This is a genomic window from Microbacterium alkaliflavum (genome assembly GCF_044325405.1).
Classification (GTDB): domain Bacteria; phylum Actinomycetota; class Actinomycetes; order Actinomycetales; family Microbacteriaceae; genus Microbacterium; species Microbacterium alkaliflavum.
Genome location: NZ_JBIQWL010000003.1, coordinates 476,369 through 490,638, shown reverse-complemented (window position 1 = coordinate 490,638; position 14,270 = coordinate 476,369). Strand labels below are relative to the sequence as shown.

The 14,270-nt window shown below is 70.9% G+C and carries 16 protein-coding genes; 2 read left to right on the top strand and 14 right to left on the bottom strand.

What is annotated here, in order from left to right:
* Positions 1 to 10: 10 nt before the first annotated feature.
* From ACH3VR_RS11305 to ACH3VR_RS11290, 4 genes are all read right to left on the bottom strand, one after another.
* Positions 11 to 2,179, bottom strand: a complete 2,169-nt coding sequence (locus tag ACH3VR_RS11305; RefSeq protein ID WP_397556393.1) for a DEAD/DEAH box helicase — start codon at positions 2,177 to 2,179, stop codon at positions 11 to 13.
* A gap of 264 nt (positions 2,180 to 2,443) precedes the next feature.
* Positions 2,444 to 3,346 (bottom strand): glycerophosphodiester phosphodiesterase, encoded by a 903-nt coding sequence (locus ACH3VR_RS11300; protein ID WP_397556392.1) that lies wholly within the window; start codon positions 3,344 to 3,346, stop codon positions 2,444 to 2,446.
* Positions 3,347 to 3,461: 115 nt separating this feature from the next.
* Positions 3,462 to 4,058, bottom strand: coding sequence for a type 2 periplasmic-binding domain-containing protein (locus tag ACH3VR_RS11295; protein ID WP_397556391.1), 597 nt, complete (start codon positions 4,056 to 4,058; stop codon positions 3,462 to 3,464).
* Positions 4,055 to 4,378, bottom strand: a complete 324-nt coding sequence (locus tag ACH3VR_RS11290) for a LysR family transcriptional regulator (protein WP_397556390.1) — start codon at positions 4,376 to 4,378, stop codon at positions 4,055 to 4,057. Before ACH3VR_RS11290 ends, ACH3VR_RS11295 begins: the two co-directional genes overlap by 4 nt.
* Before the next feature lie 155 nt (positions 4,379 to 4,533).
* Here ACH3VR_RS11290 and ACH3VR_RS11285 point away from each other — a divergent pair, with 155 nt between their 5' ends.
* Positions 4,534 to 5,334 carry an alpha/beta hydrolase gene (locus tag ACH3VR_RS11285; RefSeq protein WP_397556389.1) on the top strand — a complete coding sequence of 267 codons (801 nt, stop codon included), beginning with the start codon at positions 4,534 to 4,536 and terminating at the stop codon, positions 5,332 to 5,334.
* A gap of 1 nt (position 5,335) precedes the next feature.
* Positions 5,336 to 6,124: an SDR family oxidoreductase gene (locus tag ACH3VR_RS11280; RefSeq protein WP_397556388.1), complete on the top strand. Its 789-nt coding sequence runs from the start codon at positions 5,336 to 5,338 to the stop codon at positions 6,122 to 6,124.
* 74 nt (positions 6,125 to 6,198) lie between these two features.
* Here the strand turns inward: ACH3VR_RS11280 and ACH3VR_RS11275 are convergent, their stop codons facing one another.
* The 10 genes from ACH3VR_RS11275 to ACH3VR_RS11230 all read right to left on the bottom strand — a co-directional run bounded on the left by ACH3VR_RS11275 (position 6,199) and on the right by ACH3VR_RS11230 (position 14,217).
* Complete coding sequence (locus tag ACH3VR_RS11275) at positions 6,199 to 7,062, bottom strand: aldehyde dehydrogenase family protein (protein ID WP_397556387.1); 864 nt, start codon at positions 7,060 to 7,062, stop codon at positions 6,199 to 6,201.
* Positions 7,062 to 8,501, bottom strand: a complete 1,440-nt coding sequence (locus ACH3VR_RS11270) for an aldehyde dehydrogenase family protein (protein ID WP_397556386.1) — start codon at positions 8,499 to 8,501, stop codon at positions 7,062 to 7,064. The genes ACH3VR_RS11275 and ACH3VR_RS11270 overlap by 1 nt, the downstream gene beginning before the upstream one ends.
* Before the next feature lie 7 nt (positions 8,502 to 8,508).
* On the bottom strand, positions 8,509 to 9,516 hold the full coding sequence (deoC, locus tag ACH3VR_RS11265) for a deoxyribose-phosphate aldolase (RefSeq protein WP_397556385.1): 1,008 nt from the start codon (positions 9,514 to 9,516) through the stop codon (positions 8,509 to 8,511).
* Between the two features lie 37 nt (positions 9,517 to 9,553).
* A complete protein-coding gene (locus ACH3VR_RS11260; RefSeq protein ID WP_397556384.1) occupies positions 9,554 to 9,922 on the bottom strand; it encodes a hypothetical protein in 369 nt (122 codons plus the stop codon).
* A gap of 65 nt (positions 9,923 to 9,987) precedes the next feature.
* Entirely contained in the window at positions 9,988 to 10,953 is a 966-nt protein-coding gene (locus ACH3VR_RS11255; RefSeq protein WP_397556383.1) for a bifunctional riboflavin kinase/FAD synthetase, read from the bottom strand.
* Entirely contained in the window at positions 10,950 to 11,405 is a 456-nt protein-coding gene (locus ACH3VR_RS11250; protein WP_397556382.1) for a hypothetical protein, read from the bottom strand. The genes ACH3VR_RS11255 and ACH3VR_RS11250 overlap by 4 nt, the downstream gene beginning before the upstream one ends.
* 142 nt (positions 11,406 to 11,547) lie before the next feature.
* A complete protein-coding gene (locus ACH3VR_RS11245; protein WP_396640874.1) occupies positions 11,548 to 11,916 on the bottom strand; it encodes a hypothetical protein in 369 nt (122 codons plus the stop codon).
* On the bottom strand, positions 11,913 to 12,827 hold the full coding sequence (gene truB / locus ACH3VR_RS11240) for a tRNA pseudouridine(55) synthase TruB (protein ID WP_396640873.1): 915 nt from the start codon (positions 12,825 to 12,827) through the stop codon (positions 11,913 to 11,915). Before truB ends, ACH3VR_RS11245 begins: the two co-directional genes overlap by 4 nt.
* Positions 12,827 to 13,510 carry a nucleoside/nucleotide kinase family protein gene (locus ACH3VR_RS11235; protein WP_396640872.1) on the bottom strand — a complete coding sequence of 228 codons (684 nt, stop codon included), beginning with the start codon at positions 13,508 to 13,510 and terminating at the stop codon, positions 12,827 to 12,829. The genes truB and ACH3VR_RS11235 overlap by 1 nt, the downstream gene beginning before the upstream one ends.
* Before the next feature lie 41 nt (positions 13,511 to 13,551).
* The gene (locus ACH3VR_RS11230; protein ID WP_396640871.1) at positions 13,552 to 14,217 is read right to left on the bottom strand and encodes a hypothetical protein; all 666 of its coding nucleotides are present in this window, start codon (positions 14,215 to 14,217) and stop codon (positions 13,552 to 13,554) included.
* Positions 14,218 to 14,270 lie beyond the last annotated feature (53 nt).

Below are 14,270 nucleotides of genomic sequence, written 5' to 3'. Positions count from 1 at the left end.
GCGGACGACCTCAGGAGTCCGCGCCGAGCGCTCGGCGCAGCAAGTGCATGAGCGCCGAGAGCTGCACCGAGTCGCTCGACTGCGGGTCGACGGCCTCGCCGTCGAGAGCGCGGGCCGCGAGGCCCTGCTTCGAGTCGATCAGCTCCGCGATCTTCGTGTCGATCGTGTGCGCTGCGATGATCCGCCACGCTGTGACGGGCTCATCCTGACCGATGCGGTGCACGCGGTCGATCGCCTGCGTCTGCTCGGCGGCGGTCCACGACAACTCGGCGAGCACGACGTTCGACGACGCCTGCATGTTGACGCCGACGCCCGCGGCCGTGAGCGAGCAGACCGCGATGCCGACGTTCGGATCGTTGTTGAAGGCGTCGATCGCGGCCTGGCGAGCGGTCGCGGCCTGGTCGCCGCGCAGCGACACGGTCTTCAGACCCGCCGACGCGAAGTGCGCCTCGGCCTGGTCCATGACGTCGATGTGCTTCGCGAAGAACACGACCTTGCCGACCGAGCGCTGCAGCTGCACGGCGTAGTCCGCCGCGAGCTGGGCCTTGGCCTGGCCGATCTTGCGAACCATCGTGAAGACGTTCTCGGCCCCGGTGCCCGCGGCCTTGGACTCCTCGAGCTCGTTGTGGGCGACGAGGCGCACGATGTCGCCGTCGATCTCGCCCGGCGCGAGCCCGCGGTCGCCGCGCGCCTCGATGATGCGGCGGTACTTCGCGGCGAGCCGCTCCCCGAGTTCCCGCTCGGCCTGCCGGATCGACCGGCCGAACTCGTCGTCCAGCTCGACCGGGAGGTCGGCGATGAGCTTGTCGGGCAGGTCGGCCGCGACATCCTTCTTCTTGCGCCGCACGATGCCCATCGAGATCACCGCGTCGCGCGCCTCGGGGTAGAACGACTTGTCGGCGGGCGTGAGGCCCGTCTCGTCGAGCTTCTCCATGAGGATCGGCCCGGGCTTCTCCCCGTTGGTCCAGCCGAGGTAGCGCCAGATGGCGTCGAAGTCCTCGACGTCGTTGATGAGCGGCGTTCCCGTGAGGGCGAGCAGCAGCGGGTCGCGCACCTGCTCGCGGATGCGCGTCGCGAGGGCGAGCACGTTCTGCGAGCGCTGCGATGTGAGGTTCTTGATGAAGTGGGCCTCGTCGACGACCATGCCCGCAAGTCCGATCGTCGAGAGCCAGGACAGGTGCCGGTCGAGGATCTCGTAGTTCACGATGAAGACGTCGGCGAACGCGTCGATGTTCTCGCCGTCGCCGTGGATGACCGTCGCTCGGCGCTGCGGCGTCCACCGCTCGACCTCGCGCGCCCAGTTCATCTTGACGACGTTCGGCACGACCGCGAGGAGCGGGTAGGCGCCTGCGACGGACGCCGCGAGCACCGACTCGGCCGTCTTGCCGAGGCCCGGCTCGTCGGCCAGCAGGAATGTGCGGTGCCCTTCGCGCACGGCCTCGAGGAACCGCGACTGGTGCGGCATGACCTCGAGCCCCTTGGGCGAGAGCCGGTCGAACTCGGGGACGACGGGAAGGTCCATCGTCGCGCTGCCGCCGCCGGCACCCGTCTCGAACGCCTTGTAGAGGGGGCCCATGAGCTCCCAGCCGTCGAGGCGACGGCGCGGGGTCTGCTTCGGCGCACGCAGGGAGAGGTCGGGGGCGAGGAACGGGTTGGCGTCGCGGCGCGACTCGACCTGCGGCGGCACGACCTGGCGCTCGGCGAGCGCTGCCGGCACGACCGGCGCAGCGACGGGCGCGGCGTCGGTGATGATGAGCTCATCCGGCGGCAGCTCGGCCCCCGACTCGAGCAGCCAGTCGCGGCGCATGCGGCGGGCGACCGGCGACGCGGCCTGGTCGACCTCGAGCAGCTGGATGAGGCTCGTGTCGCGGGCCGCGGTCTTGGCGAGGATCGTGGCCACGCCGTCGAGGCGCTTGAGCAGCTCGGCGCGCGAACCGTCGGCGATCTGCGTGTCGGTCTTGACGCGCGCGCGCTCCTCGCGGACGAGGAAGGCGATGACCTGGAACTTCACGCGGTTCGTGGGGCCCAGCTTGCCGCGCTGGGCCTTCGTCTCGACCTCGCGCACCTTGCGGGCGAGGATCGGGATGATGGGTGCCTCATCGTCGCGGCGCGACGACGAGGGCTTCCTGCGCCGCTGCGCCGCAGTGGCGGTCTGCGCGGCGGGTGCCGTGGTCGGCATGCTCCTCCTGAGCGTAGGGTGCCGGGATGCTCCGGCGACGACCGGTCGGGGGCGACCGGCGGTGGTCTGCACAGCTCCCGCGGGCGGCGCGTGCGCCGTCACGGACGCGGGACGGGATGACTCATCCCCCGGCCGCTGGCACTCGCTTCAGCGAGCCGCGGCGTGGGGTTCGTCGATCCCCGCGCCCCAGTCTAGCGCGATGAGGCCGCATCATCCCCAGAGCGTTGCGCCGGCGTTGCTAGGGAGCCGGTCGTCGGCTCCGGGTCAGCGGTCGTCATGCACGGTCGTCGCCTGCCACTCCATGAGCCGCGCGGGTTCGTCGGTCACGATGCCGTCGACCCCGGCCGTCGTGGTCTCCTGCCATTCGACGTCGGTGTTGAGCGTGTAGACCAGGACGCGCAGGCCCGCGTCGTGCAGCTCCGTGACGATCTCCGGGCGCTTGGCGACCGCGCGCCAGTCGACGAGGATGCCGCGCGCATCCGCGCCCTCGACCGCCTGCTCGATGTCGTGCGGCAGGCGCCGCAGGATGAGCAGCCGGTAGACGAGGTCAGAGGCGCCGCTCGTCGCCAGGAGCGACTGCGGGTTGAAGCTCACGATCGCGACGCGGCGCTCCAGGTCGTGCGCGCGCAGCGACGCGATCAGCGCTGCGCCGGCCTCGGCATCCCACACGCCCTTGAGCTCCACGAGCGCGCGGCGCCCCGAGGAGCCGAGCACCGCGAGGAACTCCTCCAGGGTCGGGACGCGCGTGCCCGCGTACGCGGGCGCGAACCACGAGCCCGCGTCGAGCTCCTTCACCTGCGCGAGGGTCAGCGATGCGAGCGAACCGTGGCCGTCGGTCGTGCGGTCGACGGTGCGGTCGTGCATGAGCACCGGGACACGGTCGGCCGTGAGCGCGACGTCGATCTCGACGTAGTCGAATCCGGCGTCGATCGCCGCTTCGACGGCGGGGAGCGTGTTCTCGGGCGCGAGGGCTCCCCCGCCGCGATGGCTCACGACGAACGCCGCGTCCTGCGGGGCGCGGGCGTCGCCGAGCAGCTCGGTCGCGCTCACGCGCGCGGGCGACGCGCCGAGGAAGGCGATCACGAGGCTCGCTATGGCGAGCACGCAGACGGTCACGAGGGCGGGCATCCGATCCTGCGAACGGTCGGATGCCGGTGAGGCGGGCATCGGGCATGTCCTCCGGCAGGTCACGTCATCGTCGACGTGACGGCCACTCTACATGCGCCGTTACCTTTCCGTTATCAACTGTTCAGAAGTGATTCAGGATGCCTCTCCCGGCGCCTCAGCCCGAAGACGGCTGCCACAGCGGCGCGGCCGCATCCGGTGAGAGCCAGCGGCGCTCCTCCGCCTGTTCCGCGGCGACTTCCAGGAAGTCGTTCACGGCGGAGGGGTTCGGTCCTTCCCGCCACACGATCGACCAGGGATAGACCGGCTGGAGCTCGGCAGCGCGGTGTATGGGCAGGCCGAGCCGCTGGTAGCGGAGCGCATACGACTCGAACTCCAGGAGGTACGCGGCATCCGTCGCCCGCCGCACGTGCGGGAGGCACTGGTCGAAGGTGCCGGGATTGCCGAGCCAGCGGAAGCTCATGCCGGCGTGCGCCTCGAGGGCGCGGAGGTAGGCGCCGTGCGCGTTGAACAGGGCAGACCCGAGGGGGTCGCTGAAGACCTCGATCGACCGCTCCCGCAGCGAAGCGGACTCGGCGACACGGCCACCGGGACGTCCCACGAGCCAGAACGGCTCGAGCCGCATAAGGCGGTGGCGCAGGCCCATCGGATGCTCCGCGACCATGGCAGGGGTCAGGCGGACGATCGCGACATCGAGAAGGCCGCCGATCAGCGCGTCGAACTGCCGACGGCTGTCCATCGAGCTCGCGATCACGGGCACCTCGGGATGGCGTTCGGCGAACGCGTCGGCGACGACGCGCCGGTGTCGAGGTCGAAGATGTGCGCGATCCTGATGCCGGGCTCGTCGCGATGCGTCAACCTGGCCGCCTGCGCGAGGAGCGGGCGCGCGTCCCTCAGGAAGCGCGCGCCCTGCGGCGTGAGGGCGACGTGACGACTGTCACGAACGAACAACGCGAAGTCCAGGTCGTCCTCGAGGCGGCGGATCTGCCGCGACAAGGCCGGCTGGCTGACATGCAGGCGTGCCGCCGCGCGCCCGAAGTGCAGCTCGTCGGCGACCGCGACGAAGGAGCGCACGAGCCGGAGATCGAGATCCAAAGGTCCTCCCAGAGGGAAGGCTCCCGCATGCGCGGCGATCGATGCAAGACGTGCATCGATTCGTGTCGAAGGGGTTCTGGACGGCGTCGGCTCCGGGGGTGTGTCCTGAGATCCCCGACTCCAGGAGCGCTCCCATGCCCGAAGGTTCCCGTCCCGTCGTCTTCATCCACGGCCTGTGGCTGCACGCCACGAGCTGGGGACCATGGATCGAGAAGTTCCGCGCCGCCGGCTACGACCCGGTCGCTCCCGGATGGCCGAACGAGCCGGCCACGGTCGCCGGGGCACGCGAGAATGCCGATGCCGTCGCCGACATCGGCATCGACGAGGCCGCCGGCCACTTCGCCGCGATAGCCGGCGGACTCGGCGACGACACCATCCTCATCGGGCACTCGTTCGGCGGACTGATCGCTGAGAAGCTGCTCGGCGAGGGCGTCGGCGCCGGCGCCGTGGCCATCGACCCCGCGCAGATCAAGGGCGTGCTGCCGCTCCCGCTCGCACAGCTGCGGTCGGGCTTCCCGGTGCTCGGCAACCCCGCGAACCGGCATAAGGCCGTCTCGCTGACGAAGGAGCAGTTCCGCTACGGATTCGGCAACGCGCTCGACCAGGCGGAGTCCGACGCACTTTACGAGCAATGGACGATCCCCTCGCCGGGGCGGCCGCTCTTCCAGGCCGCCGCGGCGAACTTCTCGATGCATTCGCCTGCGGCGGTCGACACCACGCGTGAACCGCGCGGGCCGCTGCTGCTGATCTCAGGTACCGCAGACCACACCGTGCCCGACGTCGTCACACGCTCGACGCTCAAGCAGTACCGCGACGCGATGACCGTCAACGAGCTCAGGCAGTTCGAGGGGCGCGGGCACTCGCTGACGATCGATCACGGCTGGCTCGACGTCGCCGACTCCGTGCTCGAGTGGCTCAAGGCCCAGGGACTCTGAGGTGGAGCTCGGGCTCGACGGCAGGGTCGCCATCGTCACGGGCGCGGGCCGGGGCATCGGCCTGGCCATCACCCGATGTCTCGTCGCCGAGGGATCACACGTGCTCGCAGCGTCCCGCACGGTGACGCCGGACCTCGCCCTGCTGGCCGACGGCGGCGCCGTGACCCCGGTGGAAGCGGATCTCACGGACCCGAGCGTGCCGGGCGACCTGGCCACGCAGGCGGCCGCGCTCGGCGGTGCGACCATCCTCGTCAACAACGTCGGCGGCGTACGCCCGCGCACGGGCGGATTCGCTGCGGTGACAGACGATGAATGGTTGGGCACGTTCCAGCTCGACGCCCTGAGCGCGATCCGCATGACGCGGGCCGTGCTCTCCGGGATGCGTGAGGCGGGCAGCGGTTCCATCGTCACCGTGGCATCGGTCAACGCACGCCTGCCCGACCCGGCTGTCATCGACTACAGCGCAGCGAAGGCCGCGCTCGTCAACTTCTCGAAGTCGCTGTCGAAGGAGGTCGGCCGTGACGGCATCCGAGTGAACACGGTGAGCCCGGGCCCCGTCGCCACCGACCTCTGGCTCGGCGAGGGCGGCGTGGCCGCGACCGTGTCGGCCGCCGCGGGTGCCGAGACCGCGCAGATCGTCGCAGGGGCCGAGGCCTCGATGGTCACCGGCCGCTTCACGAAGCCCGACGAGGTCGCCGCGCTCGTCGCGTTCCTCGCAAGCGACCTCGCGGCCGGCAACATCACCGGCGCCGACTTCGTGATCGACGGCGGCCTCACCGCAGAGCTGTGACCAGCCCCGCGCCGTCCAGACGTGCCAGGGCGGGAGCGCGGAGCGAAGTCCGGCAGATCACGGTCCTCCGACGTTCAGACGAGGCTCTTGGGGTGCCAGACGGTCTTCGTCTCGGTGAAGGCCGTGATGCGGTGCAGGCTCGGAGCCGCGGCATCCGCCCCCCGCTCGGGAGGCAGGACGCGCGTCAGCGTCTCCGCGGCCGCGATCTGCAGGTCGATCCACTCGAGGTCGCCGGCGCCGACGAGGTCGAGGCCGTGCACCTCGGGATGCGAAGCGAGCCACGGCGCGATCTCGCCGGGCGAGCCGGTGAGCACGTTGACCACACCGCCCGGCACGTCGGAGGTCGCGAGCACCTCGGCGAGGCTGATCGCCGACAGCGGGAAGCGCTCCGACGCGACGACGACGACGGAGTTGCCCGCCACGAGCGCCGGCGCGACGGCCGAGACGATGCCCAGGAGGGCGGTGTCCTGCGGAGCGACGATGCCGACGACGCCCGTCGGCTCGGGCACCGAGATGTTGAAGTACGGCCCGGCGACGGGATTGCCGTTGCCCGTGACCTGGCCGAACTTGTCGCACCAGCCCGCGTACCAGACCCAGCGGTCGATCGCCTCGTCGACCTCGGCCTGCGCGGCCGCCGTCGAGGCACCCGTCTGCTGCACGATCTCGTCGACGAACTGGGCACGGCGGCCCTCGAGCAGCTCGGCGACGCGGTAGAGCACCTGACCGCGGTTGTAGGCGGTGGCGCCCGACCAGCCCTTGACGGCGCCGCGGGCCGCGACGACGGCATCCCTGGCGTCCTTGCGGGAGGCGAGCGCCGCATTGGCGAGGAAGTCGCCCTTCGCCGAGAGCACCTGGTAGGTGCGCCCCGACTCGCTGCGCGGGAAGGCGCCGCCGATGAAGAGCTTGTAGGTCTTCGGCACGGTGAGTCGCTTGGCCATCACGCGGCCCCCTTCAGGTAGGCGAGGAGACCATGGCGGCCGCCTTCGCGGCCGTAGCCGGACTCCTTGTAGCCGCCGAACGGCGACGACGGGTCGAAGCGGTTGAACGTGTTCGCCCACACGACGCCGGCGCGCAGGCGGTCGGCGACGGCGAGGATGCGCGAGCCCTTCTCGGTCCAGATGCCGGCCGACAGCCCGTACGGCGTGTTGTTGGCCTTCTCGATCGCCTCGGCCGGCGTGCGGAAGGTCAGGACCGACAGGACGGGCCCGAAGATCTCGTCGCGCGCGATCCGGTGGCTCGTCTGGACGTTCGTGAACACGGTCGGCGCGAACCAGAAGCCCTTGTCGGGAATGACGCAGTCGGCCGTCCAGCGGTCGGCGCCCTCCTCGTCGCCGATGCGGCTGAGCTCGCGGACGCGGTTCAGCTGCTCGAGCGAGTTGATCGCGCCGATGTCCGTGTTCTTGTCGAGCGGATCCCCGAGGCGCAGCGTCGACAGGCGGGTCTTGAGCCGGTCGACGACTTCGTCATGGATCGCCTCCTGCACGAGCAGGCGGCTTCCCGCGCAGCAGACCTGGCCCTGGTTGAAGAAGATGCCCGTCACGATGCCGTCGACGGCCTGCTCGATCGGCGCGTCGTCGAAGATGATGTTCGCGGCCTTGCCGCCGAGTTCGAGAGTGACCTTCTTGTCGGTGCCCGCGACGGCCTTCGCGATCTCGCGGCCGACGGCGGTCGATCCCGTGAAGGCGACCTTGTCGACATCGGGATGCCGCACGAGCGACGCCCCCGTCGCACCCGCGCCCGTCACGATGTTCACGACGCCCGCGGGCAGGTCGGCCTGCTGCAGGATCTCCGCGAACAGGAGCGCCGTGAGCGGAGTCGTCTCCGCCGGCTTGAGCACGACCGTATTGCCCGCGGCGAGCGCGGGAGCGATCTTCCACGCGAGCATGAGGAGCGGGAAGTTCCACGGAATGACCTGACCCGCCACGCCGAGAGGCTTGGGGTCGGCGCCGAGCCCCGCGTAGTCGAGTTTGTCGGCCCACCCCGCGTAGTAGAAGAACCACGCGGCGACGAGCGGGATGTCGACATCCCGGCTCTCCTTGATCGGCTTGCCGTTGTCGAGACTCTCGGCCACGGCGAGTTCGCGGGCACGCTCCTGGATGAGGCGAGCGATGCGGAAGAGGTACTTGCCGCGGTCGCGTCCGCTCATCTTCGACCAGGTCTTGTCGAAGGCGCGTCGCGCGGCGGCGACGGCGGCGTCGACATCCGCTTCGCTCGCCGACGCGATCGTCGCGAGGTGCGACTCGTCGGCGGGCGAGATCGTCACGAACGAGTCGCCCGAGCCGGGGCGGAACTCGCCGTCGATGAAGAGGCCGTACTCGTCGCGCAGCGTGAGGATCGCGCGCGACTCGGGAGCGGGGGCGTATTCGAGGAAGCTCATCTCAGTCCTAGTCGATCGTCACGTAGTCGGCGCCGGAGTAGTGTCCCGTGCGGAGCTTCTGGCGCTGCAGAAGCACGTCGTTCAGCAGGCTCGAGGCGCCGTAGCGGAAGAGGTGCGGCTGGAGCCACTCCTCGCCTGCGATCTCGGCGACCGTCACGAGATACTTGATCGCGTCCTTCGAGGTGCGGATGCCGCCGGCCGGCTTGACGCCGATCTTCTCCCCCGTCGCGCGGTGCCAGTCGCGCACGACCTCGAGCATCAGGAGCGTCGTGGGCAGCGTCGCGGCGGGCTGCACCTTGCCGGTCGAGGTCTTGATGAAGTCGCCACCGGCGAGGATCGCGAGCCACGACGCGCGCTTGATGTTGTCGTACGTCGTGAGCTCGCCCGTCTCGAGGATGACCTTGAGTGACGCGTACGAGCCGTCGGCGCGACGACAGGCCTGCTTGACGCGGGCGATCTGGTCGAAGACGAGCCCGTACCGGCCGGAGAGGAACGCGCCGCGGTCGATGACCATGTCGATCTCGTCGGCGCCGTGCGCGACGGCCTCGGCCGTGTCGGCGAGCTTGATCTCGAGGGACGCGCGTCCGCTCGGGAACGCCGTCGCGACGGCGGCGACCGACACGAGTCCGTCGTCGGGATCGCCGTGCGCGGCGCCGAGCGCCTCGACGGCGTGCGGCACCATGTCGCCGTAGACGCAGACGGCGGCGACACGCGGACACGACGGGTCGGAGGCATCCGGATTCAGGGCCTTCGCGACGAGCGAGCGCACCTTGCCGGGGGTGTCGGCGCCCTCGAGCGTCGTGAGGTCGATGAGCTCGATGATCTTGTCGAGCGCCCACGCCTTGGAGGTCGTCTTGATGGAGCGCGTGCCGAGGTCGGCGGCGCGCTGCTCGAGGCCCACGGCGTCGACGCCGGGAAGGCCGTGCAGATAGCGGCGGAGCGTCGTGTCGTCCGGCTCCCCGCCCAGGAGCTCGACAGCCCGCTCGGGGAGCGTCTGCAGATCGGTCCGGCTCATGTTCTCCTCTTCTCGGTTCGCATCGGCTCGCGGCGGGTCATCCGCCGCCCGACATCCCGGTCACGCGTGCGTGCCTGACGAGCACGAGCAGGCCGATCGCGATGACGAACACGAACGCGATCGTGAGGGTCGTGAAGGCGAACCAGTTCTCGTCGAGTGCGAGGACGATCGCCGCTGCGACGACGGCGATCGCGGCGGCTGCGATCTTCGATGCGAACTTCAAGCCTACCGCCGGCGTGAGCCGGCCGGCCGGGGAGTCCGCTCGCGCGAGGATCCAGTCGGCGAAGGCATCGAGGGTCGCCAGCAGCGAGGCCGAGTACGCGACGGCGCAGCCGAGCGCTCCCCACAGGTTGACCGAGGGCGCCGCCGACGCGTCCGCGGCGGCGAGGAGGGCTGCGGCATCCACGCTGTCGATCGTAGGGCCGCGCCTCGCACGGGGTCTATGCGCGGGCGCTGGTCAGCTCGGCTGCGTCACGCGAGGAGCGTGCGGACCTGCTCGACGTCGTCGGTCATCTGCACGACGAGCGCGTCGACGCCCTCGAACGCGACCATGCCCCGCACGCGGGCGGTGAACTGCACCTCGACGATGCGTCCGTAGAGGTCGAGGTCGGTCTCGCCGAGCACGTAGGCCTCGACCTGTCGCGCGGGCACGTCGTCGAAGGTCGGGTTGGAGCCGACGCTGATGGCGGCGGGATACCGGGTCGTGCGGTGGGGCTCGACGTCGGTAGACGGTCCTTCCTCGACGAGCCACCCTGCATAGACGCCGTCGGCCGGGATGAACCCCTCGAGGTCCGGCGAGAGGTTGGCTGTCGGGAAGCCCAGGTCGCGCCCGCGCTTGGCGCCGTGCACGACCTCGCCGCGCACGGCGTGGGGACGCCCGAGCAGCTTCGCGGCCGTCTCGACGTCGCCCGCCGCGAGGAGCTCGCGGATCCACGTGGAGGACACGCGCCGGCCCGCGTCGAGCGAGCGCACGTCGTCGACGACGTCGACGCGGAACCCGAGCTCCTCCCCCAGCTCGCGGAGCATGTCGGGATTGCCGGCGCCGCCGCGACCGAAGCGGAAGTCGTGTCCCACGAGCACCGTCCGGGCCCCGAGCGCGTCGACGAGGATGCGCTCGACGAACACCCTCGGCTCGAGGGAGGCGAGGGCCGCGTCGAAGCGCAGGATGAGGGTCGCGTCGATGCCCGTGCCGGCGAGCAGGTGCTGCTTCTGCGTCACGCCGATGAGGTCTTCGGGGCAGATCTCGGGGCGCAGCACGCTGAGCGGATTGCGGTCGAACGTCACGGCGACGACCTTCGCACCCCCCGTCGCGGCGTCGACCTTGGCGCGCTCGAGGACGGCGCGGTGACCGGCGTGCACGCCGTCGAACTTGCCGATCGCCACGACCGACGGGCCGAAGCCCGCGGGCACCTCGGCCGGGTCGTGGAAGACCATCATCGCGTCACCGCGGCGGGCGAGGCATCCGCCCCCTGCTTCTCGTCCACGGGCGGGTGCGTGATGAGCCACCACAGCCCGAAGAACGGGAGCACGAGCGGGATGAAGAGGTAGCCGAAGCCGTACACCGACCAGACGGTCGGATGCTGGAACAGCTCGGGCAGCACGAGGCTCAGCGTGCCGATGACCAGCACGCCGACCAGCTCGAAGACGATCGCGACCCACGCCACGATGTACCAGCCGCGCCGGCCTGCGAAGACGAGCCCCAGCGTGGCGAGGATGTAGACGACCGCCGACATCGCCGACAGCGTGTACGCGACGGGCGCCTGGTCGAACTTCTCGACGATCTGCACGAAGGAGCGGCCGGTGGCGCCGAGCGCCATGATCGCGTAGACGATCACGAGGACGCGGCCGATGCCGGTCATCCGGCGGGGACGGGAGGTGGGGGAAGACATCGCCCGACGATTCTATTCCGCGGCAGCCGTGTGCCCGCCCGCGGCCCGCTTTCGCCGAAACCACGCTCTGGTGCGCGAAACCACCGACCGGAGTGGGTGGTCTCGCGCACCGGAGCGTGGTTTCGCGAGCCAGAGCGCGGGGTCAGGCGAGCTGCACGGTCCAGATGACGTGCATGCGCCACACCATGACGGCGATCGAGAGCCCCACGACACCCATGATGACGGTGCTCCAGCGGCTGCGTTCGAGCAGGGCCCACCCGACGGCGAGGGGCGGCAGGAGCACCGCCGAGACGAGGTACACCCAGAACTCGAGCAGCGACCCCGTCGGCGGATTGCCCACGAACGGCGCGATGATCGCGATGACGACCTGCGCGATGAGCAGCAGTTCGAGCAGGGCGAGGGATCCCACGGTCAGGTCGCTCGGGCGGCGCCCTGCGAGCCCGAGCACGAGACACAGGACACCGGCGAGCACCGCGACGCCCACCTCGACGTAGGTGAACCACAGGATCATCGGGGCTGCTCCTCGGGCATGTTCATGGCGCTCTTGAGGTCGTCGCCGCGCCGCTCGACGATCCCGACGAGCGATCCGTCCGGCGCGATCGCGGCGGCACGTCCGCCGTCGAGGCGCGTGGCGGCGCCCGCCAGGCGCTTGCCGTGGCGCAGGTCGCGGGCCTCGTCGTCGGTGACGTCCAGCCTTCCCAGCACGGCTGCCGCGACGACGGCCGGGCTCAGCGTGGAGGCATCGGCGAGGCCGTCGAGGGATGCCGCGCCCGCGACGTCGAACGGACCGATCCGGGTGCGACGGAGCGCCGTCAGGTGCCCGCCGACGCCGAGCGCGGCGCCGAGGTCGCGTGCGAGCGCCCGGATGTACGTTCCGCTCGAGCAGTCGACGACGACGTCGAGGTCGACCGCCTGGCCGTCACGCCGCTCGGCGAGCACATCGAACCGTGCGACCGTGACCTCGCGCGCCTTCAACTCGACCTCGATGCCCTGCCGGGCGAGGTCGTATGCGCGCTTGCCGTCGACCTTGATGGCCGAGACGCGCGTCGGGACCTGCGCGATCGTGCCCGTCAGCGGCTCGATCGCGGCCAGGATGTCGGCGGACGCGAGGGACGAGGCATCCCGCTCCTCGATGATGACGCCGTCGGCGTCGTCGGTGTCGGTCGCGGCGCCCAGCCGGATCGTGGCCTCGTAGGTCTTGTCGAGGCCGACGATGAAGGTCAGCAGGCGCGTCGCACCCTCGACGCCGAGCACGAGCAGCCCGGTCGCCATCGGGTCGAGCGTGCCCGCATGTCCGATCTTGCGCGTGCCGAAGGCGCGGCGGGCGCGCGCGACGACGTCGTGACTCGTCATGCCGCCGGGCTTGTCGACGAGCACGATCCCCGCGGCGGGGCGAACCGCGGCGGGTCGGTCTGCGGGCATCAGCAGAAGTCCCGGTAGCTGCGGACGGGATGCTGGAGGTCGGTGTTGTCGACGATGGCCGACGCCGCGTGGCGCGGATCGCCGTCGCGGAGGTAGAGCTCCTGGCCGTCGCGGTAGCGCGCGTTGGACGCCGCGAGGAAGTCGGGGTCGGTGCCGTCGCGTTCGGCCATCCGCTGGAAGGCGACGTCGACGGGTACGTCGAGCCACACCGACCAGTCCCAGATCCCCCGCAGGTGCGGGCGGTTGAGGAAGATGCCGTCGACGATGAGTACGGCGTCGCGCGGAGCCGTGACCCAGGTCGCCTCGACGGGGGCGTCGCGTCCGAGGTCGAACGCCGAGAGCTGGAAGCCGGTCGCCGTCGTCTGACGCCCGGCGCGGAACGGGTCGATCAGCACGCGACGGAAGGTGGCGTAGTCGAACGAGTCGAGGTAGAAGCCCTCGGGCGACATGCGACCTCGGGCGTAGCGCTCGGCGCGGGGCCGGTGGAAGTCGTCGATGCTCGCGCGGAAGACGGTCGAGCCGTCCTCGGCGAATGCTGCGGCGAGCCCGTCGGCGAAGACGGTCTTGCCCGCGCCGTCGCGGCCGTCGACCGCGACGATGACCCGTCCGGCCCGGTAGTGCTGGCGCACTTCGTCGCGGAGCTCCCGCCACAGGGACGTGACGGGCGTGGTGGGAAGGCGCATGCCACCAGCCTACGGTCGCGGCGCGCGACGGATGGCGGCTCTCAGCCGCAGTATTCCCCTGGGGGTGGGGAGCCGTCGGTCACGGTCACAGCGCTCACGATGTCGGAGTCCGGGCGGTAGCGGAAGAACACGTTGCCCACCTGGAGGTGCGAGCTCGCGATGTGGTCATCGCCGGGCACGGCATCGGGGTGCTGAGCGAGAACCTCGCCGAGGCCCGAGCCGACACCGAGCCCGTCGTCCGTCATGGGTCCCGCGGGAGCAGGGTGCTGTTCGTCGATCCCCCAGTCGGCCCAGGTCGCCTCGACGAGTGGGCTCGAATCGTCGCCTTCCCACGAGCGGCTGATCACGAGCGATCCTCCCTCCGGATCCGCCTGCCAGAACACGGCGTGCGTGCAGACTTCGGGGTCGCGGTCGACCGGTGACGGCAGCGCCGCGACGGCATCCGTGAAGGGCTCGCCGATCACGAACGGTCCGAGCGCGCCGTCGGTCACGATCCAGGTCGAGGGATCCTCGGGATCCGCCGGGGGTCCACTCGGCGTGGCTGAGGATGTCGGGGTCACGACTGCCGCGGGCGCGGACGTCGCTGTCGACGTCGATGGCGGACCGCCTGCATCCGCCGGCCCGGCGGCGCAGCCGGCGAGCAGGATCGCGGTCGACGCGAGGGCGAGAACGAATGCGGCCGAGCGCATGCGCGAGTTGCGGATCACTTCCGAAGTCTAGGGTTCGCCGCAGACCCTCCGCGGTGCGGCTGTGGACGACC

What these genes read in the sequence shown, in the direction of transcription:
- ACH3VR_RS11275 (WP_397556387.1), bottom strand. Translation starts at nt 7,062, where the DNA reads ATGGCCAAGCGACTCACCGTGCCGAAGACCTACAAGCTCTTCATCGGC.
- ACH3VR_RS11235 (WP_396640872.1), bottom strand. Translation starts at nt 13,510, where the DNA reads ATGCGCCTTCCCACCACGCCCGTCACGTCCCTGTGGCGGGAGCTCCGC.
- truB (WP_396640873.1), bottom strand. Translation starts at nt 12,827, where the DNA reads ATGCCCGCAGACCGACCCGCCGCGGTTCGCCCCGCCGCGGGGATCGTG.
- ACH3VR_RS11305 (WP_397556393.1), bottom strand. Translation starts at nt 2,179, where the DNA reads ATGCCGACCACGGCACCCGCCGCGCAGACCGCCACTGCGGCGCAGCGG.
- deoC (WP_397556385.1), bottom strand. Translation starts at nt 9,516, where the DNA reads ATGAGCCGGACCGATCTGCAGACGCTCCCCGAGCGGGCTGTCGAGCTC.
- ACH3VR_RS11250 (WP_397556382.1), bottom strand. Translation starts at nt 11,405, where the DNA reads ATGTCTTCCCCCACCTCCCGTCCCCGCCGGATGACCGGCATCGGCCGC.
- ACH3VR_RS11285 (WP_397556389.1), top strand. Translation starts at nt 4,534, where the DNA reads ATGCCCGAAGGTTCCCGTCCCGTCGTCTTCATCCACGGCCTGTGGCTG.
- ACH3VR_RS11255 (WP_397556383.1), bottom strand. Translation starts at nt 10,953, where the DNA reads ATGATGGTCTTCCACGACCCGGCCGAGGTGCCCGCGGGCTTCGGCCCG.
- ACH3VR_RS11270 (WP_397556386.1), bottom strand. Translation starts at nt 8,501, where the DNA reads ATGAGCTTCCTCGAATACGCCCCCGCTCCCGAGTCGCGCGCGATCCTC.
- ACH3VR_RS11245 (WP_396640874.1), bottom strand. Translation starts at nt 11,916, where the DNA reads ATGATCCTGTGGTTCACCTACGTCGAGGTGGGCGTCGCGGTGCTCGCC.
- ACH3VR_RS11300 (WP_397556392.1), bottom strand. Translation starts at nt 3,346, where the DNA reads ATGCCCGCCTCACCGGCATCCGACCGTTCGCAGGATCGGATGCCCGCC.